Origin of the sequence: Micromonospora sp. NPDC048986, assembly GCF_040649335.1 — a bacterium.
In the GTDB taxonomy this organism is placed as follows: domain Bacteria; phylum Actinomycetota; class Actinomycetes; order Mycobacteriales; family Micromonosporaceae; genus Micromonospora; species Micromonospora alfalfae.
Window position 1 is genome coordinate 14315 of sequence record NZ_JBEZFJ010000022.1, and the last position, 20059, is coordinate 34373.

General features: G+C 71.2%; 17 protein-coding genes. 6 read left to right on the forward strand and 11 right to left on the reverse strand.

Annotation, left to right across the window (positions count from 1 at the left end; translation table 11 throughout):
- Positions 1 to 14 precede the first annotated feature (14 nt).
- The 5 genes from tal to pgl all read left to right on the forward strand — a co-directional run bounded on the left by tal (position 15) and on the right by pgl (position 6391).
- Entirely contained in the window at positions 15 to 1190 is a 1176-nt protein-coding gene (gene tal / locus AB0B94_RS31855) for a transaldolase (protein ID WP_357289240.1), read from the forward strand.
- A 67-nt stretch (positions 1191 to 1257) separates the two neighbouring features.
- On the forward strand, positions 1258 to 2907 hold the full coding sequence (locus tag AB0B94_RS31860) for a glucose-6-phosphate isomerase (RefSeq protein WP_357289243.1): 1650 nt from the start codon (positions 1258 to 1260) through the stop codon (positions 2905 to 2907).
- Between the two features lie 2 nt (positions 2908 to 2909).
- The gene (gene zwf / locus AB0B94_RS31865) at positions 2910 to 4463 is read left to right on the forward strand and encodes a glucose-6-phosphate dehydrogenase (protein WP_357289246.1); all 1554 of its coding nucleotides are present in this window, start codon (positions 2910 to 2912) and stop codon (positions 4461 to 4463) included.
- On the forward strand, positions 4460 to 5476 hold the full coding sequence (locus AB0B94_RS31870; RefSeq protein ID WP_357289249.1) for a glucose-6-phosphate dehydrogenase assembly protein OpcA: 1017 nt from the start codon (positions 4460 to 4462) through the stop codon (positions 5474 to 5476). Before zwf ends, AB0B94_RS31870 begins: the two co-directional genes overlap by 4 nt.
- A 144-nt stretch (positions 5477 to 5620) precedes the next feature.
- Positions 5621 to 6391, forward strand: a complete 771-nt coding sequence (gene pgl / locus AB0B94_RS31875) for a 6-phosphogluconolactonase (protein WP_357289253.1) — start codon at positions 5621 to 5623, stop codon at positions 6389 to 6391.
- Between the two features lie 17 nt (positions 6392 to 6408).
- Here the strand turns inward: pgl and AB0B94_RS31880 are convergent, their stop codons facing one another.
- From AB0B94_RS31880 to rapZ, 8 genes are all read right to left on the reverse strand, one after another.
- Complete coding sequence (locus AB0B94_RS31880; protein ID WP_124853953.1) at positions 6409 to 6750, reverse strand: RNA polymerase-binding protein RbpA; 342 nt, start codon at positions 6748 to 6750, stop codon at positions 6409 to 6411.
- Positions 6751 to 6890: 140 nt separating this feature from the next.
- Positions 6891 to 7151, reverse strand: a complete 261-nt coding sequence (gene secG / locus AB0B94_RS31885; RefSeq protein WP_238668369.1) for a preprotein translocase subunit SecG — start codon at positions 7149 to 7151, stop codon at positions 6891 to 6893.
- A gap of 96 nt (positions 7152 to 7247) precedes the next feature.
- Positions 7248 to 8039 (reverse strand): triose-phosphate isomerase, encoded by a 792-nt coding sequence (gene tpiA, locus AB0B94_RS31890; protein WP_357289256.1) that lies wholly within the window; start codon positions 8037 to 8039, stop codon positions 7248 to 7250.
- Positions 8040 to 9239, reverse strand: coding sequence for a phosphoglycerate kinase (locus tag AB0B94_RS31895; protein WP_357289259.1), 1200 nt, complete (start codon positions 9237 to 9239; stop codon positions 8040 to 8042).
- On the reverse strand, positions 9236 to 10240 hold the full coding sequence (gene gap, locus AB0B94_RS31900; RefSeq protein WP_030337349.1) for a type I glyceraldehyde-3-phosphate dehydrogenase: 1005 nt from the start codon (positions 10238 to 10240) through the stop codon (positions 9236 to 9238). The genes AB0B94_RS31895 and gap overlap by 4 nt, the downstream gene beginning before the upstream one ends.
- A 267-nt stretch (positions 10241 to 10507) precedes the next feature.
- Positions 10508 to 11488, reverse strand: coding sequence for a DNA-binding protein WhiA (gene whiA, locus AB0B94_RS31905; RefSeq protein ID WP_030491583.1), 981 nt, complete (start codon positions 11486 to 11488; stop codon positions 10508 to 10510).
- A gap of 54 nt (positions 11489 to 11542) precedes the next feature.
- Entirely contained in the window at positions 11543 to 12607 is a 1065-nt protein-coding gene (locus AB0B94_RS31910) for a 2-phospho-L-lactate transferase CofD family protein (protein WP_357289265.1), read from the reverse strand.
- Positions 12604 to 13476, reverse strand: coding sequence for an RNase adapter RapZ (gene rapZ / locus AB0B94_RS31915; protein ID WP_112588408.1), 873 nt, complete (start codon positions 13474 to 13476; stop codon positions 12604 to 12606). Before rapZ ends, AB0B94_RS31910 begins: the two co-directional genes overlap by 4 nt.
- Positions 13477 to 13731: 255 nt before the next feature.
- Between rapZ and recQ the strand changes: the two genes are divergently transcribed.
- The gene (gene recQ / locus AB0B94_RS31920; RefSeq protein WP_357289268.1) at positions 13732 to 15576 is read left to right on the forward strand and encodes a DNA helicase RecQ; all 1845 of its coding nucleotides are present in this window, start codon (positions 13732 to 13734) and stop codon (positions 15574 to 15576) included.
- A 68-nt stretch (positions 15577 to 15644) separates the two neighbouring features.
- On the opposite strand, the gene AB0B94_RS31925 is transcribed toward recQ, so the two are convergent.
- The 3 genes from AB0B94_RS31925 to AB0B94_RS31935 form a co-directional block, all read right to left on the reverse strand.
- Positions 15645 to 16307, reverse strand: coding sequence for a C39 family peptidase (locus tag AB0B94_RS31925; protein ID WP_357289272.1), 663 nt, complete (start codon positions 16305 to 16307; stop codon positions 15645 to 15647).
- 1007 nt (positions 16308 to 17314) lie between these two features.
- Positions 17315 to 19303 carry an excinuclease ABC subunit UvrC gene (gene uvrC / locus AB0B94_RS31930; protein ID WP_357289276.1) on the reverse strand — a complete coding sequence of 663 codons (1989 nt, stop codon included), beginning with the start codon at positions 19301 to 19303 and terminating at the stop codon, positions 17315 to 17317.
- Positions 19304 to 19486: 183 nt separating this feature from the next.
- Positions 19487 to 19978, reverse strand: a complete 492-nt coding sequence (locus AB0B94_RS31935) for a Rieske (2Fe-2S) protein (protein ID WP_357289280.1) — start codon at positions 19976 to 19978, stop codon at positions 19487 to 19489.
- Between the last annotated feature and the right edge of the window lie 81 nt (positions 19979 to 20059).

Genomic DNA, 20059 nt, shown 5'->3' on the forward strand with positions numbered 1-20059 from the left:
GGAGCGTGGACGGCATGACGGACAAGCTGAATGAGCTCACCGCCGCGGGTGTGGCGGTCTGGCTCGACGATCTTTCCCGGGTGCGTTTGAGCTCCGGCGGGCTGGACCAGCTCCGCCGCGAGAAGCACGTGGCCGGCGTCACCACCAACCCGACGATCTTCGCGAAGGCGCTGAGCGACGCCGACGAGTACAACTGGCAGCTGCACGACCTCGCCACCCGTGGCGTCGAGGTCGAGGAGTCGGTGCGCATGCTCACCACGTACGACGTGCGGTGGGCCTGCGACGTGATGCGCCCCTCGTACGACGGCAGCGACGGTGTCGACGGCCGGGTCTCGATCGAGGTGGACCCGCGCAGCGCGCACGACGCGGACAAGACGGTCGCCGAGGCCAAGGCGCTGTGGTGGCTGGTCGACCGGCCCAACCTCTACATCAAGATCCCGGCCACCGAGGAGGGCCTGTCGGCGATCACCGACACCCTTGCCGAGGGGATCAGCGTCAACGTGACGCTGATCTTCGGTCTGGACCGCTACTCGGCGGTCATGGAGGCGTTCCTGGCCGGTCTGGAGCGGGCCAAGGCCAACGGCCACGACCTGTCCAAGATCGGCTCGGTGGCGTCGTTCTTCGTCTCCCGGGTCGACTCCGAGGTCGACAAGAGGCTGGAGAAGATCGGCTCCGACCAGGCGAAGGCCCTCAGGGGCAAGGCCGCCGTCGCCAACGCCCAGCTGGCGTACGAGCGCTACAGCGAGGTGTTCTCCTCCGACCGCTGGAAGGCGCTCGCCGCCGCCGGCGCGCACCCGCAGCGGCCGCTGTGGGCGTCCACCTCGACGAAGAACCCGGACTACCGGGACGTCATCTACGTCGAGGAACTGATCGCCCCCGGCACCGTCAACACCATGCCGGAGTCGGTCATCCACGCGTACGCCGATCATGGCGAGACCCGCGGCGACACCGTCACCGGCGCCTACGACGCGGCCCGGAAGGTCTTCGCCGACCTGGAGTCGGTCGGGGTGGACATGGCCGACGTGATCGCCACCCTGGAGCGCGAGGGTGTGGAGAAGTTCGAGGCGAGCTGGCAGGAGTTGCTCGACGGGGTCCGCAAGTCCCTGGAGGCGGCCGCCAAGGGCAAGGGCGCGCCGAACAAGGCAGCCAAGGGCAACGCCAAGTCCGCAGAGAAGGCCGGTGGGGCATGAGCGAGCGCATCATCGAGCCCAGCGCGAAGGTGCCTCATGACGGCACGCAGCGAAGCGGAGTGACGGCATGAGCGACCTGCTTGGTGGGCCGGTGGAGGCAGCCGCCGGGCTTTCCGTTTACGGCGCGGACGCGGTCGACAAGGCCGCGCCCGCCTCGACCCGGGACGCACTGGTCAAGGCCGGCGTCCCGGGCAAGCTGGCGGGCAAGGACGCGAGCCTGTGGGGTCCGGACGCCGAGGCCGAGGCGAAGATCCGGCTGGGCTGGGTGGACACCCACCGGCGCAGCCGCGAGCTGCTCGTGCAGTTGGCCGAGCTGACCGCGGAGCTGGCCGACCTGGATCACGTGGTGCTCGCCGGCATGGGCGGCTCGTCGCTCGCGCCCGAGGTGATCACCCGGACGCTGGGCCGCCCGTTGACGGTGCTGGACACCACCGACCCGGGCCAGGTCCGGGCGGCGCTCGGTGACCGGCTGGAACGCACGGTCGTGGTGGTGGCCAGCAAGTCCGGGTCGACTGTGGAGACCGACAGCCACCGGCGCGCGTACTGGCAGGCGTTCCTGGACGCCGGGATGACCGAGGCGGAGGCCGGCCGGCACTTCGTCATCGTCACCGACCCGGGTTCGCCGCTGGAGGCCACCGCGGCCGAGATGGGCGCGTTCACTGTGCTCGCCGACCCGAACGTCGGCGGCCGGTACTCGGCGCTCACCGCCTTCGGTCTGGTGCCGTCGGCGTTGGCCGGGGTCGAGGTCGCTGAGCTGCTCGACCAGGCCGACGCGCTGGCCACGTCGCTCGGCGCGGACCAGAACAACCCGGCGCTGGCGCTGGGCGCCGCGCTGGGCGCCGCGGCCACGCTGGCACGGGACAAGGTCGCCCTGGTCTCCGACGGCACCGGCATCGACGGGCTCGGCGACTGGGCCGAGCAGTTGATCGCCGAGTCGACAGGCAAGGCCGGGGTGGGCATCCTCCCGGTGGTGGTGGAGTCTCCGCAGAGCCCCGGCGCGACCGGTGCGGACGTGCTGACCGTCAGCTACGGCGGCGCGCTGGCCCCCGGTGACATGCCGGGCGGCGGGGCCAACCCGGACGTGGCCGTCAACGGTCCGCTGGGCGCGCAGTTCCTGGCCTGGGAGTACGCCACAGCGGTTGCCGGTGTCGTGCTCGGCATCGACCCGTTCAACCAGCCGAACGTCACCGAGTCCAAGGAGAACACCAACAAGATCCTGGCCTCGGGCCTGCCGGCGGAGACGCCGTCGTTCACCGAGGGCGCGATCGAGGTGTACGCCCCGCAGGGCGCCCCCGGAGACCTGGCGGGTGTGCTGCGCTGGCTGCTCGACGGGCTGGGCGACGACGGTTACCTCGCGGTGATGGCGTACCTGGACCGGTTCGCCGACGCCGACGCGGCCCGGCTGCGGTCGCTGCTGGCGCAGGCGGGCGGGCGGCCGGTCACCTTCGGCTGGGGTCCGCGATTCCTGCACTCGACGGGCCAGTACCACAAGGGCGGCCCGCAGGTGGGCAGCTACCTCCAGGTGACCGGCGCGGTCGCCGAGGACCTGGCGGTGCCGGGCAAGCCGTACACCTTCGGTGAGTTGCAGGCGGCGCAGGCCGCCGGTGACCGGCAGGCTCTCGCGGGTCGGGAGCGGCCGGTGCTGCGACTGCACCTGACCGACCGTGCCACCGGTGTCGCCCAACTACTGGACGCGGCCGGTGATCTGCGGGCGTGAGGATGGACGACGTGACTGAAGCGGAGCGAGGAGGCGGTTCGGTGAACCCGCTGCGCGACCCGCAGGACCGCCGGTTGCCCCGGATCCCGGAGCCCTGCGCTCTGGTGATCTTCGGGGTGACCGGCGACCTGGCCCGCAAGAAGCTGCTCCCCGCGGTCTACGACCTGGCCAACCGGGGGCTGTTGCCGCCGGGCTTCGTGGTGCTCGGTTTCGCGCGCCGCGACTGGGGTGACGGCGACTTCGAGACGTTGGCCTGCGAGGCTGCCCGCAAGCACGCCCGTACCCCGTGGCGGGACGAGGTGTGGGCGCGGCTGGCCGGCAACATCAAGTTCGTCGGTGGGTCGTTCGACGACGACGCCGCCTTCGACACCCTCGCCTCGACGCTTGACGATCTGCGTCAGACCCACGGCATCACCGGCAACGCGGCGTTCTACTTCTCCATCCCGCCGGCGGCGTTCCCCGTCGTGCTCAAGCAGCTGGCTCGAACCGGAATGGCCGACAACGACAAGTCCGGCGGTTGGCGCCGGGTCGTGGTGGAGAAGCCGTTCGGCAACGACCTGCCCTCGGCGAAGGCGCTCAACGACCTCGTCGACGACGTGTTCACCAGGCAGGACGTCTTCCGGATCGACCACTACCTGGGCAAGGAGACCGTTCAGAACATCCTCGCCCTGCGGTTCGCCAACAACCTGTTCGAGCCGCTGTGGAACTCCAAGTACGTCGACTCGGTGCAGATCACCATGGCGGAGGACGTCGGCATCGGCACCCGCGCCGGCTTCTACGACACCGTCGGCACCGCCCGCGACGTGCTCCAGAACCACCTTCTCCAACTCCTCGCCCTGGTGGCGATGGAGGAGCCGACAAGCTTCGACGCCGACGAGATCCGGGCCGAGAAGCTGAAGGTGCTCAAGGCCATCACCCTGCCCAAGGACGTCGCCCGGGACACCGTGCGCGGTCAGTACCTGCCGGGCTGGGTCGGCGGCGAGCGCGCTGTCGGGTACCTGGATGAGCGGGACGTCCCCGCCGACTCCGCCACCGAGACGTACGTGGCGGTGCGGTTGGGCATCCAGAACCGCCGCTGGGCGGAGGTGCCGTTCTACATCCGGGCCGGCAAGCGGCTGCCCCGACGGGTCACCGAGGTCGCCATCATGTTCAAGAAGGCGCCGCACCTGCCGTTCAACGACGCCGACATGGAGTCGCTGGGCAACAACCAGTTGGTGATCAGGGTGCAGCCGGACGAGGGCGTGGTGCTCAAGTTCGGCTCGAAGGTGCCGGGCACGACGATGGAGGTCCGCGACATCGCGATGGACTTCCAGTACGGCGAGGCGTTCACCGAGTCCAGCCCCGAGGCGTACGAGCGTCTGGTGCTGGACGTGCTGATCGGCGACCGCACCCTGTTCCCGGACGCGGCCGAGGTCGAGCAGAGCTGGCAGGTGATCGACCCCCTGGAGCACGCCTGGGAGGGCACCACACCGGAGCCGTACCGGGCCGGTGAGTGGGGCCCCAGGGCCTCCGACGAGATGCTGGCCCGCGAGGGCCGCGCCTGGAGGAGAGCATGATCGGGCTGTGGGACACCACCGGCAACGAGGTGGTCAAGGCGCTCGCCGCCGAGCGGCGCAGCGCTGGCGGGGTGGCCAGCGGCATGGCGCTCACCCTCATCGTGGTCGTGGACGAGAAGCGGGTCCGGGAGGCGGAGGCTGCGGCGACGATCGCGGCCGCCGCGCACCCGTGTCGCCTCGTGGTGGTGGTCCGCTCGGAGATCGAGCGGGACCGCAACCGACTGGACGCGGAGATCGTGGTCGGTGGCCGGCTCGGCCCCTGCGAGGCCGTGGTCACCCGGATGTACGGCCGGTTGTCCCTGCACGCCGAGTCGGTGGTGATGCCGCTGCTCGTTCCCGACGTGCCGGTGGTGACCTGGTGGCACGGCGAGCCACCGGCGGAGATCGCCACCGACTTCCTCGGGGTGGTGGCCGACCGCAGGATCACCGACTCCGCGCAGGCCGCCGACCCGGTGGAGGCGCTGCGGCAGCGTGCCCGGGACTACGCCCCCGGCGACACCGACCTGGCGTGGACCCGGATCACCCCGTGGCGCACCCTGGTCGCCGGGGCGTTCGACACCACCAACGCCCGGGTCACCGAGGCGACAATCGTCGCGCCTCCCACCGACCCGACGGCGGCGTTGATGGCCGGTTGGCTGTCCAGCCGGCTCGGCATCACCCCACGCCGGGTGGACAGCAACGAGTTCCCTCGGATGCGGGAGGTGCAGCTCAGCTGCGCCAACGGCGACCAGCTGACGTTGACCCGCGAGGACAGCATGGCCGTGTTCCGGCGGACGGGCCAGGACGACAGGGCCCTGCCGCTGGTGCGCCGCCCGCTCGGCGACGAGCTGGCCGAGGAGCTGCGCCGGCTGGACGCCGACCAGGTGTACGCGGAGGCGCTGGGCGCGACGGTCGGGCTGCGAGGGCTGGAGCAGCGCCCCCCGCAGCGGGTCCACGTCTGGAAGGATCCGGCCACCGCGCAGCGCGCCGAGGCCGGGGTCACCGCGCACGCCGGCACGAGCGGCGAGGGCTGAGCCCAGCCGGGGCACAACGTCGGGCAGGGCCGGTACGCACCGGCCCTGCCCCGCAATGTCAGGGGTTCCTGCCCCTACCACCTCGGGCACACCGGCCCGGGGACGACAGCGACCGCCTCGCGGTCGGGAAACGAAGGCGCAACCATGAGTGAGGCGAGTGTCGCCGTGCACGCCGACGCCGACCTGCTGGCGCAGGCTGTGGCGGCCCGGTTGCTGGTGAAGCTGCTCGACGCCCAGGCCGACCGGGGCGAAGCCTCGGTGGTGCTCACCGGAGGTCGGGTCGCCGCGGCCGTGTACCGGGCGGTGGCGACGCTGCCGGCCCGCGACGCTGTTGACTGGTCCCGGGTCGACGTGTGGTGGGGCGACGAGCGGTTCCTGCCCGCCGGTGATCCGGACCGCAACGAGACGCAGGCCCGCGCCGCCCTGCTGGACGTGGTGCCGCTGGATCCGGCCCGGGTGCACGCGATGCCGGCCTCGGACGGCCCGGCCGGCAACGACCCCGAGGCGGCCGCTGCGGCGTACGCGGAGCAGCTGGCCCGCGCCGCCCGGCCCGGGCACGCCACGGTGCCGCACTTCGACGTGCTGATGCTGGGTGTCGGCGAGGACGGCCACGTGGCCTCGGTCTTCCCCGAGCACCCGGTGGGCTACGAGACCCGGCCGGTCAGCGCGGTGCGGGGCAGCCCCAAGCCGCCGCCGACGCGGACCACCCTCACCCTGCCGGCGATCAACACCGCCGAAGAGGTCTGGCTGGTGGCCGCCGGCGCCGACAAGGCTCGCGCTGTGGGTATGGCGTTGGCCGGCGCCGGGCCGGTGCAGTTGCCGGCGGCCGGCGTGCGCGGCGTGAACCGCACCCGCTGGCTGCTGGACCGGGCGGCCGCAGCCGACGTGCCCGTCCGCCTGCGCAGTCTGCGCTGAGCGCGGGGAGGCGCCCGCTACTCGCCGCGTCGACGGCGTAGTGCGGCGAGCGCCTCGGCGAGCAGGGCCTCCCCCTCCTCGGCGGTGCGCCGCTCCTTCACGTACGCCAGGTGGCTCTTGTACGGTTCGGCGCGGACCCGACCCGGGGGGTTCTGGGCGTCCCGACCTGCGGGTAGGCCACAGCGGGGGCAGTCCCACAGGGGTGGCGGTTCGACGTCCGCGGCGATCCTGATGTCGACCCGGTGGTCGTTACGGCACCAGTAGGTGACGTCCTGTCGGGGGGCGGGTTGGTGCCGCTCGTCCGGGCGCATCGGTGCGGACCCGACCCGGGCTCCCCGGATAACGTTGCCATTCGGCACGGCTGCTCGCTCCTGTCGTCGGAGGGGACCCGCCGTCTTCGGGGGTGGAGCGGCGGGCGACGCGGTGCAGCGGAGAAAAGCCTGCGCGCGGCCCGTCGAGTGACGAACCGCGCGCAGATTGTACGACTTGCTGAGCCTGCTCAGGTGCCGCTGTTCATTTGGAGGCGCAGCCAGAGCCCGAGGCCGACGATGGCGGCGAACCAGACGACGCTCACCAGAACGGTGTAGCGGTCCAGGTTTTTCTCCGCGACCGAAGAGCCGGCGAGGCTGGAGCTGACGCCACCGCCGAACATGCTCGACAGACCGCCACCCTTGCCACGGTGCAGCAGGATCAGCAGGGTGAGCAGAATGCTCGTGATGACCAGCAACACGATCAACGTGTATGCGAACCAGATCGGCATGGCTGGGGTCAGTTCCTCTCGTAGCGATCCTCGCCCGGTCTGATCGGGCACGGCGGCACCGACCGGCGGACGGGCGGTGTCAAGGATACCGAGCGATCAGCGGGCGAGGTGCTCCGGGAACCGGCAGATCTGAGCGAATTCCTCGGCGTCCAGGCTGGCACCACCCACCAGGCCCCCGTCCACGTCCGGTCGGGCCATGATCGAGGCGACGTTGGACGCCTTGACCGAGCCGCCGTAGAGGACCCGAACCTGGTCGGCGGTCTCCCGGTCGAAGCGTTCCGCCAACCGCTGACGGACCGCCCCGCAGACCTCCTGGGCGTCGTCCGGGGTCGCGGTCTTGCCCGTGCCGATCGCCCAGACCGGCTCGTACGCGATCACGACCTGCCGCACCTGCTCGGGGGTGAGCCCGGCCAGGCCCCCGTCGAGCTGGTCGGAGCAGTGCGCCACGTGGGTGCCCTGCTCGCGGACGTCCAGCCCCTCCCCCACGCACAGGATCGGCGTCAGACCGTGCGTCAGCGCCGCCTTGACCTTGGCGTTGACCAGCGCGTCGTCCTCGTTGTGGTAGGCCCGCCGCTCAGAGTGCCCGACCACCACGTACGTGCAGCCGAGCTTGGCCAGCAGCGGCCCGGAGATGTCCCCGGTGTACGCGCCGGACGCGTGCGGGGAGAGGTCCTGCCCGCCGTAGCCGATCAGCAGCTTGTCCCCGTCCACGGCGGTCTGCACGGTGCGCAGGTCGGTGAAGGGTGGCAGCACGACCGTCTCGACGTCGGTGAGCTGCTTCTCGGTGAGGCTCGCCGCCAGCTTCTGCACCAGCAGGTTGGCCTCGAGGTGGTTGAGGTTCATCTTCCAGTTGCCGGCCATCAGCGGCCGGCGGGTGGTGCTCGACATTCAGTTCTCCAGGGCCGCGATGCCGGGGAGGGTCTTGCCCTCGAGGTATTCCAGGGAGGCGCCACCACCTGTGGAGATGTGCCCGAAGGACGACTCGTCCAGCCCCAGGGCACGGACGGCCGCAGCGGAGTCACCGCCGCCGACGACGCTGAACGCGTCGGCCTTGGTGATCGCCTCGGCGATCCCCCGGGTGCCCGCCGCGAAGGCCGGCATCTCGAACACGCCCATCGGGCCGTTCCAGAAGATCGTCTTCGCCTGGGACAGCGCGGCGCTGAAGCCCGCCACCGTCTCCGGGCCGACGTCCAGGCCGAGCCGGTGGCTCGGGATGCCGTCGACCCGCACCGTGTCGTGCGCCGCGTCCGGAGCGAACGCGTCCGCGACCACCACGTCGACCGGCAGCATGATCTTGCCGCCGGACCGCTCCAGCAGGTTGCGGCAGGTGTCGACCATGTCCTTCTCCAGCAGCGAGGTGCCCACCTCCAGGCCCTGGGCCTTGAGGAAGGTGAAACACATCCCGCCACCGATGAGCAGCCGGTCGACAGTGGGCAGCAGCGCCTCGATCACGGCGAGCTTGTCGGACACCTTCGACCCTCCGAGCACCACCACGTACGGGCGCTCAGGGTCAGCGGTGAGCTTGGAGAGCACCTCGACCTCACGCAGCACCAGCCGACCCGCGACGTGCGGCAACCGGGCCGGCACGTCGAAGACGCTGGCGTGCTTGCGGTGCACGGCGCCGAACGCGTCGTCCACGTACGCGTCGCCGAACGCGGCGAGCTGGTCGGCGAAGGCACCCCGCTCCGCCTCGTCCTTGCTGGTCTCGCCGGCGTTGAAGCGCAGGTTCTCCAGAAGGGCGACCTGGCCGTCGGCCAGGTCCGCGACGGTGGAGCGGGCCGACTCACCCACGGTGTCGGTGGCGAAGTGCACCCGCGCGCCGAGCAGCTCACCGAGCCGACCGGCGACCGGACGGAGGCTGAACTGCGGGTCCGGCGCGCCCTTCGGGCGGCCCAGGTGCGAACAGACGACCACCTTCGCGCCGGCCTCGACCAGCGCGCCGAGAGTCGGCAGCACCGCGCGGATCCGGCCGTCATCTGTGATCGCACCGGTCTGCTTGTCGAGCGGGACGTTCAGGTCGGCGCGCACCAGCACGCGCCGACCCGACACCCCCTCGGCGAGCAGGTCGTCGAGGGTCCGGATGCTCACAGCGACGAACCGACCAGCTTGACGAGGTCGACCAGCCGGTTGGAGTAGCCCCACTCGTTGTCGTACCAGCCGACGACCTTGACCTGGTTGCCGACGACCTTGGTCAGCGGCGCGTCGAAGATGCACGACGCCGGGTCGGTCACGATGTCGGTGGAGACGATCGGGTCCTCGTTGTAGACCAGGATGCCCTTGAGCGGGCCGTCCGCGGCGGCCTTCAGCGCGGCGTTGACCTCGTCCACGGTGGTCTCGCGACCCACGTTGACGGTGAGGTCGGTGACCGAGCCGGTCGGGATCGGCACCCGCAGGGCGTACCCGTCGAGCTTGCCCTTGAGGTCCGGCAGGACCAGGCCGATCGCCTTGGCGGCGCCGGTCGAGGTCGGCACGATGTTCAGCGCGGCGGCCCGGGCGCGACGCAGGTCCGAGTGCGGCGCGTCCTGAAGGTTCTGGTCCTGGGTGTACGCGTGGATCGTCGTCATCAGACCGTGCTGGATGCCGAACGTGTCATGCAGGACCTTCGCCATCGGGGCCAGGCAGTTGGTGGTGCACGAGGCGTTGGAGATGATGGTGTGCTTCGCCGGGTCGTAGGTGTCGTGGTTGACACCCATGACGACGGTCACGTCCTCGTTCTTCGCCGGGGCGGAGATGATGACCTTCTTGGCCCCGCCGTCGACGTGCGCCTTGGCCTTGGTGGCGTCGGTGAAGAAGCCGGTCGACTCGATGACGACGTCGGCGCCGACCTCGCCCCACGGCAGCTTCGACGGGTCCTTCTCGGCGTACGCCTTGATGGTCCTGCCACCGACGGTGATCTCGTCGGCGGTGGCCTTGACCTCGTACGGCAGGCGACCGAGGATGCTGTCGTACTTGAGCAGGTGGGCGAGCGTGCCGTTGTCGGTCAGGTCGTTCACCGCCACGACCTCGATGTCGGCGTCGGACGCCAGCACTGCCCGGAAGAAGTTACGGCCGATTCGGCCAAAGCCGTTGATGCCAACCCGGATGGTCACAGGTCCCATCTCCTCGCGTTCTGGTCCGCCGGCTTCAGACAACGGGCCGGCGGGAATGGTGTGCGCCGACCGTTGGAGCCGGCCGTCGACGGTTCATCTCGGCCACCCCGCCGCGCGGTCTGAGGACCTGACCGCCCGAGGCGGTGGGCACGACGAGAAGTGCCGGGTGTCGGCCCCCTTGCCGTACTCAGCGACCTTATCCGAGCGTGCGAGACCACGCTGCGCCGGGTCGTGCTCCCGGGCGCACCGTGCGGCCCCACCGTCCTATCAGACCACGAGCATGTCGGGCGTGACTGCCGCTTCGGTATCCGGGATGCCAAGGTCGCGGGCTCGCTTGTCGGCCAGCGCCAGGAGCCTGCGGATCCGCCCCGCGATGGCGTCCTTGGTCAACGGGGGGTCGGCCAGGGCTCCCAGCTCCTCCAGCGACGCCTGCCGGTGCTCCAGACGCAGCCGACCGGCGTCGGTCAGGTGGTTGGGCGCCTCTTCGGCGAGGATTTCCAGCGCACGGGTGACCCGGGCGGCGGCGGCGACCGCGGCCCGCGCCGAGCGGCGCAGGTTGGCGTCGTCGAAGTTGGCGAGCCGGTTGGCGGTGGCCCGCACCTCGCGGCGTACCCGGCGTTCCTCCCAGGCCAGCACGCTGGAGTGCGCGCCGATCCGGGTGAGCAGCGCGGCGATCGCGTCACCGTCCTTGACGACCACCCGGTCCACCCCGCGTACCTCGCGGTTCTTCGCGGTGATGCCGATGCGGCGGGCCGCGCCGACCAGCGCCAACGCCGACTCCGGCCCCGGGCAGGTGATCTCCAACGCGCTGGAGCGGCCCGGCTCGGTGAGCGAGCCGTGCGCCATGAACGCGCCCCGCCACGCGGAGACCGCGCAGCAGACGTTGGCCGCCACCACGTGCGGGGGCAGCCCACGCACCGGGCGACCCCGCACGTCGAGCAGGCCGGTCTGCCGCGCCAGGGCCTCGCCGTCCTTGACCACCCGCACGATGAAGTGGCTGCCCTTGCGCAGCCCACCGGAGGCCAGCACGTGGATCTCGCTGGGGTAGCCGTAGACCTCGGCGATCTCCCGCCGCAGCCGCCGGGCCACCGCCCCGGTGTCCAGTTCAGCCTCCACCACAACGCGGCCGGAGACGATGTGCAGCCCGCCGGCGAAGCGCAGCAGCGCGGCCATCTCCGCCCGCCGACAGCAGGGCTTGGGCACGTCGACCCGACTCAGCTCGTCCTTGACCGCGGCCGTCATCGCCATTGTGCGTCCCCTCACGGACCTGTTCCGGCGTGTCGCCGGAGATTACGTACGTGTCTAACGATCGGCACCCAGGACAGGCACCAGCGCGGCGCCCAGGGCAGCCGGATCATGGCGGGGAGTCCCGTCGACAACGGCGACGGGAGCGAGGACCAGGCGGGCACCCAGCGATTCTGCCGCACGTTCGACCGGTTCGGGGTCACCCACCGCCTTGGCATCGGCGAGCACAAGATCCACCTTGAGTTCGGGCAGGTACCAGTGCAGCGCCGCGAGATGGTCGGCGACGGAGAGCCCGAGGGTCTCCTTCTCCGCGGCGAGGTTCAGCGTGACCAGCCGCCGGGCCGAGGTGGACACGATAGCGTCGGCCAACTGCGGCACCAGCAGGTGCGGAAGCACACTCGTGTACCAGCTGCCCGGCCCGAAGATCAACCAATCGGCGGCCCGGATCGCCTCGATGGCCTCGGCGCACGCCGGTGGTGCGCTCGGGGTGAGACGCAACGACTCGACCCGCCCGGTGGTCACGGCCACCTGGTGCTGGCCACTGACAGTGCGCACCTCGTCCGGGGCGGCCGGGTCGGCACCGCGTACCCGCGCCTCGATGCCGACCGGTTGGCGGGACATCGGCAACACCCGGCCCACCGCGCCGAGCATCGCGCCGGCGTGCTCCAGCGCGGCCACCGGGTCGCCGAGCAGCTCCATGAGGCCGCAGAGCATCAAATTGCCCACCGCGTGCCCGGTCAGACCGTCGGTGCGGGCCGACGCCCCGTCGGTGCCACGCGGGACTGTGCCGTCCCGGTCCGGGCCGCTCGCCGCCGGCCCCGGGCCGGTCCCGCCAGTTCCGGGTACGCCCACCGGTACGGCGGCGAAACGGTGCTGGAACAGCCCGGCGCTGCGCCGGGTCGCCGGGTGGTCCCCGGCCAACGCCACCAGCGCCTGACGCAGGTCCCCCGGCGGCAGGCCACCCCGCTCGGCCCGCAGCCGACCACTGGAGCCACCGTCGTCACCCACCGTGACCACCGCTGTGATGTCGAGGTCGAGTTCGGGAGCGCAGTGGCGCAGCGCACGCAACGAGGCGGACAGGCCGTGCCCGCCGCCGAACGCCACCACCCGCCGGGCCGTCATTCCCGCCCCAGGTCGCGGTGCTGGGCGTTCGCCGCCAACCCGGAGTGACGCAGTCGGCTGGCCAACTCCTCGGCGATGGCCACGCTGCGGTGCTTGCCGCCGGTGCAGCCCACGGCGACCGTGAGGTACCGCTTGCCCTCCCGCTCGAAGCCGGTCGTGGTGGCGTTGACCAGGTCGGCGTACGAGGCGACGAAGGCGTCCGCACCCTCCTGGCCCAGCACGTACGCGCTGACCGCCTCCTCCCGCCCGGTGTGCTCACGCAGCTCCGGCACCCAGTACGGATTGGGCAGGAAGCGGGCGTCCAACACGAAATCAGCGTCCGGTGGCAGGCCGTACTTGAAGCCGAACGACAACACAGTCACCCGCAGCCGGCGGGCGTCCTCGCCGCCGAACAGCTCCTCGATGCGGCGCCGGAGCTGGTTGACGTTCAGGTGGCTGGTGTCGATGATCACGTCGGCCTGGTCACGGGCCTCCTCCAGCAGGCCGCGCTCCACGGCGATGCCGTCGGCCAGCCGTCCGTCACCCTGCAACGGATGCGAGCGCCGAACGCTCTCGAACCGCCTGATCAGCACCTCGTCGTCGGCGTCGACGAAGACCACCCGGGGCGAGAATCCGCGCTCCTTGAGCTCCCGGATCGCCCCGGCCAGGTCCGTGGAGAAGGCCCGTGACCGCACGTCAAGCACCATCGCGGTACGACGGGCGGCGCCGCCCGCCTTGAACGCCAGCTCGGCCATGTCCAACATCAGGGCCTGCGGCAGGTTGTCCACGACGTAGTAGCCGACGTTCTCCAACGCCCGGGCCACAGTGCTGCGGCCACCCCCGGAGAGGCCGGTGACCACCACCAGGGTGGTCTCCGACTCGGCCGCCATCTGCTCGTCATCTGCATCCGGGCCGTCGATCCGGTCACCGGCTGCGCGCGCCTCGCTCACCCGTACCCCCAAGCCGTGGCGCCGCGGCCGCCCTCGGCCGCGATTGGTCAATCAGCGACTCTATCCCGCCACCCGGTCGCGGCCCGGCACCCGTGGCCGGACGACGGCCACCCGGCTGACCGCCTCGCCCGTCCGGCCCACCCGACCCGGGTGCGCCGGACGGGCGCTGTCGGCGTCGGCTCGTAGACTCCCCGGATGGCTTCTCCCACCGACCTGCGTACCGCCTCCGACGCCCTGGACGTGCTGGGCCGGGTCTTCGGCTACGACGCGTTCCGTGGCTTCCAGCAGGACGTGATCGACCATGTGGTCGCCGGCGGCGACGCGCTGGTCTTGATGCCCACCGGTGGCGGCAAGTCCCTGTGCTACCAGATCCCGGCCCTGGTCCGCGACGGGGTCGCCGTCGTCGTGTCCCCGCTGATCGCGCTCATGCAGGACCAGGTCGACGCCCTCACCGCGGTCGGCGTACGGGCCGGGTTCCTCAACTCCACCCAGACCCTGGACGCCCGGCGACGGGTCGAGGCCGCCTTCGTCGCCGGCGAACTGGACCTGCTCTACCTGGCCCCGGAGGCGCTCGGCATCCGATCCACCCTCGCCCTGCTCGACCGGGGCCGCATCTCCCTGTTCGCGATCGACGAGGCGCACTGCGTGTCCCAGTGGGGGCACGACTTCCGCCCCGACTACCTCGAGCTGTCGATGCTGCACGAACGCTGGCCGCAGGTGCCCCGCATCGCCCTGACCGCCACCGCGACCAGCGCCACCCGCACCGAGATCGCGACCCGGCTCAAACTCGACGACGCCCGGCACTTCGTTGCCAGTTTCGACAGGCCCAACATCCAGTACCGGATCGTGCCCAAGCGCGAACCCCGCAAACAGTTGCTGACCCTGCTGCGCGACGAGCACCCCGGCGACGCCGGCATCGTCTACTGCCTGTCCCGTGCCTCGGTCGACAAGACGGCGGAGTTCCTCACCGCCAACGGGGTCGCCGCGCTGCCGTACCACGCGGGGCTGGACGCCGGCACCCGCGCCCGCAACCAGCAGCGCTTCCTGCGCGAAGACGGCCTGGTCATGGTGGCCACCATCGCCTTCGGCATGGGCATCGACAAGCCCGACGTCCGGTTCGTCGCCCACCTCGACCTGCCCAAGTCCGTCGAGGGCTACTACCAGGAGACCGGCCGCGCCGGCCGTGACGGCCTGCCGTCCACCGCCTGGCTGGCGTACGGCCTTCAGGACGTGGTCCAGCAACGCAAGATGATCGAAACATCCGACGGGGACCTCGCCCACCGCCGCAACCTGGCCGCGCACCTGGACGCGATGCTCGCCCTCTGCGAGACGGTGCGCTGCCGCCGGGTCCAACTGCTCGAATACTTCGGCGAGACGACGACGGCCGCCTGCGGCAACTGCGACACCTGCCTCACCCCACCGGAGTCCTGGGACGGCACCGTCGCCGCCCAGAAGTTGCTCTCCGCCGTCTTCCGCCTGGACCGCGAACGCAACCAGCGCTTCGGCGCCGGGCACTGCATCGACATCCTGCTCGGCAAGCAGACCGACAAGATCAGCCAGTACGGGCACGACTCGCTGACCGTCTTCGGCATCGGCGCCGAGCACAGCGAGGCCGAGTGGCGGGGCGTGGTCCGGCAACTGCTCGCCGAAGGGCTCCTCGCCGTGGAGGGCGACTACGGCACGCTGGCGCTGACCGAGGCGAGCGCCGACGTTCTCGCTCGCCGCCGTACCGTCACCATGCGCCGCGAGCCGGAGAAGCCGGCATCGAGCCGCTCATCGAAGCCGCGCGGCGCGTCCACAGTCGTGGCCGAGCTGACCCCGGCCGCCGCGTCGCTGTTCGAGCGGTTGCGGGCCTGGCGCGCGACAACCGCCAAGGAGCAGGGCGTCCCGGCGTACGTCATCTTCCACGACGCCACGCTGCGACAGATCGCCAGCGACGCGCCCGCCACGCTGGCTGACCTGTCCCGGGTCAGCGGGGTCGGCGAGAACAAACTCGCCAAGTACGGCGAGCACATCCTGGCCGTCCTCGCCACCGACTGAGGTCATGCCGAAGGGCCGGACCCCCACGGGTCCGGCCCTTCGGCGTGTGTGCGTGTGTGTGGGTGGTGTCAGCTGGTGGCGTAGCCGCGGGTGGCGATCCAGTCGGCGAGGTGTTCGACGCTGATCTGGTAGGCGGCTTGGTTGGGGTCGGCGGAGTCGGCGATGGTGACGGTGTTGCCGTTGTCGCGGTAGCCGACGACGCTGATGTAGTGCCCGCCCTCGTAGGAGTGGGTGACACCGTCGGTGTCGGTGCTGGTGCCGGCGATGTTGGCGACCACGGCCCGGCCGTCGTCGACGGTGCGGACGATGTCGGCGCGCAGGGTGTCGGTCTGCGTGGTGTTGGCGTCGGGGGTGCTGATCTCGACGGACCGGTAGGCGTTGGTCTTGCCGGTTTCCTTGTTCAGCACGGGGGTGATGTCGTTGATGGAGTTGGTGCCGGCTTCGGTGGTGCCCATTTCCTTGGCCATGTCGTCGACGTTGATGTTCTTGCCCTGCACACTCAGGGCGTTTCGGGTGGCGGCGGGGCCGCAGTAGTAGAAGTTCGGCTGGGCTTCGTAGCGCACGCCGAGTTCCCGCTCACCGTGGCCCTTGCGGTCGGTCTGGGTCTGGGTGGTGGGCTTGCCGGTGCTGGGGGCGGCGAAGGCGGTGGTGACGGGGCCGGCGATGGCGCCGCCGGTGAAGGCGAGGCCGGCGGCGGTCAGGGCGGTCTTGCGGATCAGATCGGTACGCATGATGGCGTGCTCCTCTGCATCGGGGGTGTGTGCCCGCACCACCTGGGGGGTGGGTGGTGGTGCGGGGGAGTTCTTGCCCGGCGACCCGCAACGAGGGGGTCGGCGTCGGGACAGGGTGTAACCGTTCGCGGCGGCGGGTCATTCCACCCCCCCGCGGGGGTTGGCCGTTGGGGTGCTCGGCCGTGCGGGGGATGCAACGGGGCCGGCCTGGCGGGTGTTCCCGGCGGCGGCCCGGCCGTTGGCGTGCTCCGGCCTGCGGGGATGTAACCGAGGCGGCCTACCGGGTGTTCCCGGGGGCCGCTGCCCGCGCCCTGCGACTCGACGGTCGCGGTGGTCTGCCAGGTATAACGACCCCGCCCGGCCGCCGATTCCGCCACCGGGGTGCCGCCGACCACCCGACACCCCAGGCCAAACCCGACAACCCACCCAGCCCGTCGACCTGGCGAACCCGACACGACGCCCACAACCACGTGATCGACTCGGGTTCCTGAAAGTCGCGGTGTCCGAGTGCCGGGAATACCCCGATTTCAGGAAACGCGAGTGGATCATGCCTGTCTGCGCCGTTCGCGCGCCCCGGACCAATCGACCCCGGGGTCAGCGCCGTGCGCCCCAGCCCGACCCGACCCACCCCGACCCGACCCGGCCCACCCCGGCCCGACCCACCCCGGCCCGACCCACCCCGGCCCACCCCACCCCGGCCCGACCCACCGGTAGAGGACGATCAGGCTCGCCCCATGATCGTGCTCGAACCAGGAAACAGGCCCCTCCGCACGCCGCGAGACCACTACAACCTGGATCGAGCACGATCATGCGGGCTGTCCGGGGACGACACCGCGGTGCCGGCACTCAGCGAGCCGCTGCCGACGGGCGACGCCCCCCGACGCCCCCGACTCCCCCGACTCCCCCGACGCACGATCACGCTGGGCGCGGCCGCCCATCATCGGACAACCGAGGACAGTCAGCGTGAGCTGGTTGGCCGCCTCCAGCGAGGCGATCGAGGACAGCGCTCAGGTGCTGGGCTTCGCCTCCGCGCCGTCGCCGGCCTTCGTGTCCGTGTCCAGGGCGGCCAGGATCGCCTCGGCGGTACGTCGACCCACACCAGGCACCTCGGTGATCTCTTCAACCGTTGCGGCCGAGAGTCGCTTGAGCGAGCCGAAGTGCCGCAGCAGCGCCTTGCGACGCACCTCGCCCAGGCCGGGTACGTGGTCCAGCGCCGACTCGGTCATCCGCTTGGAGCGGCGCTGCCGGTGGAAGGTGATGGCGAAGCGGTGGGCCTCGTCACGCACCCGTTGCAGCAGGTAGAGCCCCTCCGAGGTGCGCGGGAGGATGACCGGGAACTCGTCGTCCGGAAGCCACACCTCCTCCAGCCGCTTGGCCAGCCCGCACAGGGCCACGTCGTCGATGCCCAGGTCGGCGAGGGCCTGCGCGGCGGCCGCGACCTGTGGTGCGCCGCCGTCGACGACCACCAGTTGCGGCGGGTACGCGAATTTTCGGGGCCGGCCGGTGGTCGGATCGATCAGGACGCCGACCTGGGGCTCGGCCGCGTCCTGGGGGGCGGCCGTGTCGTCGGCGGACTCCACGCCCACCTCGCCCGTCTCGGCTCTCGCGTCCAGGTAGCGGGCGAAGCGGCGACGGAGCACCTCTGACATCGCGGAGAGGTCGTCGGTGGCGCCCCGGACGATGAAGCGCCGGTACTCGCTCTTGCGGGGCAACCCGTCCTCGAAGACCACCATGCTGGCGACCACGTCGGTGCCCTGGATCTGGGAGATGTCGAAACACTCGATGCGCAGCGGGGACGTGCCCATGCCCAGGGCCTCGCTGATCTCGTCCAGTGCCTTGCCCCGGGTGGTCAGGTCGCCTGAGCGCTTGAGCTTGTGCCGGGCCAGCGCGTCCTTGGCGTTGCGCTCCACCGTCTCCATCAGTGAGCGTTTGTCGCCCCGCTGCGGCACCCGCAGCGACACCCGGCTGCCCCGGTGGTTGGAGAGCCATTCGGCCAGCGCGTCGGCGTCAGCGGGCAGCTCGGGGACCAGCAGTTCCCGAGGCACGTCTGCTTCGCCGTGCTCGCCGCCGTACACCTGGGTGCAGAAGTGGTGCACCAGGTCCCCGGTGGTCAGCTCCTCGGTCTTCTCCACCACCCAACCGCGCTGGCCGCGGACCCTGCCGTCGCGGACGTGGAAGACCTGCACGGCCGCCTCGAGCGGGTCGTCGGCGAACGCGACGACGTCCGCGTCGGTGCCGTCGCCGAGCACCACTGTCTGCTTCTCCATGGCCCGGCGCAGCGCGGCCACGTCGTCGCGCAGCCGGGCGGCCCGCTCGAACTCGAGCTGCTCGCTCGCCTCGGTCATCTCACGTTCGATCTTGCGGACCATGGTGTCGGTGCGGCCGGCCATGAAGTCGCAGAACCCGTCGACGATGGCCCGGTGTTCGTCGGCGGAGACGGTGCCGACGCACGGCGCCGAGCACTTGCCGATGTAGCCCAGCAGGCAGGGACGACCGACCTGGCCGGCCCGCTTGAACACCCCTGCGGAGCACGTCCGCGCGGGGAAGACCCGCAGCAGCAGGTCGAGGGTCTCCCGGATGGCCCAGGCATGCGAATAGGGACCGAAGTAACGCACGCCCTTGCGCTTGGCGCCGCGCATCACCTGGAGCCGGGGGTACTCCTCGTTGAGGGTGACGGCGAGATAGGGGTACGACTTGTCGTCGCGGTAGCGGACGTTGAACCGGGGGTCGTACTGCTTGATCCAGGTGAATTCCTGCTGGAGCGCCTCGACCTCGGTGCCGACGGTGATCCAGTCCACCGACTCGGCGGTGGTGACCATCTGCCGGGTGCGCTCGTGCAGGTTCCAGACGTCGCCGAAGTAGGAGTTGAGTCGGCTGCGCAGATTGCGCGCCTTGCCGACGTAGATCACCCGGCCGGTGCCGTCGCGAAAGCGGTAGACCCCCGGTAGCTCCGGGATGGTGCCGGGTGCGGGGCGGTAGGTCGAGGGGTCAGCCACGCCAACAAGCCTAGTCCGCAGCACCGACAGCCCGCCGCAGGCGTGATCCACTCGGCGCCCCGGACGCCGGGGTGTCGGCACACCGCTGACACCCCGACTTCCGAGACGCGAGTCGATCCTGCGACGTCGGGCCGGCCGGCCGCTCAGCGTGCGGCCGGGCCAGCCCGCCGGCTCCGCTTCGGATCAGGCCAGCGAGATCTGGTCCCCGGTGATCTTGATGTCCTTGGGTGGCAGCGGCTTGGTGGCCGGGCCGGCCTTCACCGAGCCGTCCTCGATCGAGAACTTGCTGCCGTGGCACGTGCAGTTGATGGTGCCGCCGTCGACGTTGGTCACCGGGCAGTTCTGGTGCGTACAGATCGGGCTGAAGCCCTTGAACTGACCGGCCGTGGGCTGGGTGATGACCACACCTTCGGCGGCGAGGACCTTGCCCCCTCCGACCGGGATGTCGGCGGTGGTGGCCAACGACTGGGCGTTCTGCCGGTCGCCGCCGCCGGCGTCACCGGTGCTGGGCACTGCGGGGCCACCACTGGTGGGTGCGCCGCTGCCGCTGCCGCTGCCGCCGTCGTCGCTGCCGCAGGCAGCCAGGACGACGGCCGCGCCGACCGCCCCGACGCCGGTGAGCAGGGTACGACGTGTCTGCGTACCCGGACCGGTCAGCGCGTGATCGTCACTCATGCCTCGCCTCTCTCTAGCCCGCTGCCGGTCGATGGCCGGCCACACTTCTCCACACGGGCAACTGTGCCGGATGGTTCATCT

What these genes read in the sequence shown, in the direction of transcription:
- tal (WP_357289240.1), top strand. Translation starts at nt 15, where the DNA reads ATGACGGACAAGCTGAATGAGCTCACCGCCGCGGGTGTGGCGGTCTGG.
- AB0B94_RS31860 (WP_357289243.1), top strand. Translation starts at nt 1,258, where the DNA reads ATGAGCGACCTGCTTGGTGGGCCGGTGGAGGCAGCCGCCGGGCTTTCC.
- zwf (WP_357289246.1), top strand. Translation starts at nt 2,910, where the DNA reads ATGGACGACGTGACTGAAGCGGAGCGAGGAGGCGGTTCGGTGAACCCG.
- AB0B94_RS31870 (WP_357289249.1), top strand. Translation starts at nt 4,460, where the DNA reads ATGATCGGGCTGTGGGACACCACCGGCAACGAGGTGGTCAAGGCGCTC.
- pgl (WP_357289253.1), top strand. Translation starts at nt 5,621, where the DNA reads ATGAGTGAGGCGAGTGTCGCCGTGCACGCCGACGCCGACCTGCTGGCG.
- secG (WP_238668369.1), bottom strand. Translation starts at nt 7,151, where the DNA reads ATGCCGATCTGGTTCGCATACACGTTGATCGTGTTGCTGGTCATCACG.
- tpiA (WP_357289256.1), bottom strand. Translation starts at nt 8,039, where the DNA reads ATGTCGAGCACCACCCGCCGGCCGCTGATGGCCGGCAACTGGAAGATG.
- whiA (WP_030491583.1), bottom strand. Translation starts at nt 11,488, where the DNA reads ATGGCGATGACGGCCGCGGTCAAGGACGAGCTGAGTCGGGTCGACGTG.
- AB0B94_RS31910 (WP_357289265.1), bottom strand. Translation starts at nt 12,607, where the DNA reads ATGACGGCCCGGCGGGTGGTGGCGTTCGGCGGCGGGCACGGCCTGTCC.
- rapZ (WP_112588408.1), bottom strand. Translation starts at nt 13,476, where the DNA reads ATGGCGGCCGAGTCGGAGACCACCCTGGTGGTGGTCACCGGCCTCTCC.
- recQ (WP_357289268.1), top strand. Translation starts at nt 13,732, where the DNA reads ATGGCTTCTCCCACCGACCTGCGTACCGCCTCCGACGCCCTGGACGTG.
- AB0B94_RS31925 (WP_357289272.1), bottom strand. Translation starts at nt 16,307, where the DNA reads ATGCGTACCGATCTGATCCGCAAGACCGCCCTGACCGCCGCCGGCCTC.
- AB0B94_RS31935 (WP_357289280.1), bottom strand. Translation starts at nt 19,978, where the DNA reads ATGAGTGACGATCACGCGCTGACCGGTCCGGGTACGCAGACACGTCGT.